Genomic DNA, 1,903 nt, shown 5'->3' with positions numbered 1-1,903 from the left:
GGTAAGTAAACCCAGGCATTTCAGCCTGAGATTCTCGTAAAACGCAACGTGAAGCTCTCGCTTCATTGCGCTTCCATTATTGGTTGAACTTTTATTTTAGTACCAGTAGGCTTCGAGCCTAGCAGCTGCCAGTGAGCAAACAGATTCGGATTGTTAAGGCATATGCCATACAACCAGTTGATCGCTTTCATCTCGCTGGTTCGAAGATTCTTGTACTTCCTCCTTGCCCAGCTGGCAACTTTTACATTCACATTGTGCATAAACTTCTTAAGTGTGGTTTTGTAAAACTTTCCATAATAGTGGATCCAGCCCCTTAGTATTGGATTGATCTGTTCTGCCAAGTAACTAATGGTAGCCCCGCTATGCCTGAAGATGCTCATCCGCTTTAAGCTCCTGTTCATCTGTTTCATCGAACTCCTGCTCACTGCGGGCAACCAGTTGGTAAACCATTCCTTGCGCCTTCCATGTTGAGCCAGCCTCGGCATAAACGTGTAGCCGAGGAAGTCAAAGGATACGCACTCGTAAGAGTGTCGCCGATTGCTGTCTTTGCAGTAAACAATTTTCGTCTTCTCAGGATGAAGCTCAAGCCCGCACTCCTTCATACGTTCTTCAAGCGCTTCCTTAATTACTGTGGCATCACGCTTCGTAACGCAGTGGATAATCGCATCATCAGCATATCTTTCGAACTTGCAATACGCATAATGTTTTGTCAACCACGCATCCATGCAGTAGTGCAGGTAGAGATTGGCTAAGACCGGTCCAATAACCGAACCCTGTGGAACGCCTTTTGTGCGTTCCACCATCTCTCCATTCTCTTTCTGCAACGGTGCTTTGAGCCAGCGCTCGATGTATAATAACATCCAGCGCTGGTCGCAGTGCCGTTCTACTGCCTTCATCAACAGCTCTTGGGGAATATTGTCAAAGAAGCTCCTGATGTCTAAGTCAATAACCCAGTTAAAATCCCAGCAACGTTCCTTTGCTTTCGCAATTGCGTCGTGGGCATTTTTATTAGGTCTGAAGCCATAAGAGTCTTCATGGAACAACTTCTCCAGATGCTCATCCAAGTGTGCCTTCACAACCGTTTGGGCAATTCGGTCTGATATCGTAGGTATTCCTAGTGGACGTTTACCCCCATTCTTCTTCGGTATCTCAATCAATTTAACAGCAGGTGGCATGTAGCTGCCTGAACTCATTTTGTTCCACAGCTTATACAGATGGTTTTCCAAGTCCTTATTGAACTCTTCAAGACTCAGCCCATCAACGCCACCACTGCCTTTGTTGGACCGGATCCGTTTATAGGCATTGTACACCAGGTACTTTGATATCGTAAATGGTTTTGCTTTCATCTTTTCAGTACCTCCTCTAATGAGTTTCCTTCAAGACTAAGCCCAATAACACTGCCCCTTCGCTCCACACTCATTACAAGTGCTTCATCACTAATACGGGAAGTTCCGCCCCCGTGCCACGCTTCGATACTTTCTCTCTTACAGTCACTTTTGCTTGAGATTTTCTCTTCCCATCGTGACGACAGGTTCTCACGTTCCGCACAAACGCCTGTAGTAAGATCACGCCCCCTATACACCGGATGCCGCATAGCCCGTAAACAAGCTCCCACTATGCTCTTCTTAAAGATGCTATTAGACTTTAATTTTGACATCATTTAACACTTTCGATGCTTCTATTGGCGGTTCACCTTACGTTCGTCTTCTTACTACTTACATGACTCCTTCACGAAGCCTTTTCTTTCAACGCTCGCCACACTAGCTCTTTACTAGTGCAACTTGAAAGTTGTTTGAGTTCTGCGCTTGTACACCGAACCCGAGAGGCCAACTCTCATCATTTGTGCAGTATCCAATAAACTTATGGTTCGTTCATACGCCTATCTACGTGACACTCAATAGCC

General features: G+C 45.7%; 1 protein-coding gene. It reads right to left on the bottom strand.

Translation table 11 applies throughout. The features are described 5' to 3' along the window. Positions 1–62: 62 nt before the first annotated feature. The gene (gene ltrA, locus KK062_RS29750; protein ID WP_254088032.1) at positions 63–1,346 is read right to left on the bottom strand and encodes a group II intron reverse transcriptase/maturase; all 1,284 of its coding nucleotides are present in this window, start codon (positions 1,344–1,346) and stop codon (positions 63–65) included. Positions 1,347–1,903 lie beyond the last annotated feature (557 nt).

Source organism: Dawidia cretensis (assembly GCF_018598175.1).
GTDB classification, from domain to species: domain Bacteria; phylum Bacteroidota; class Bacteroidia; order Cytophagales; family Cyclobacteriaceae; genus Ohtaekwangia; species Ohtaekwangia cretensis.
The sequence above is the reverse complement of the archived record's forward strand: the minus strand, read 5'-3'. Positions and strand labels throughout refer to the sequence as shown.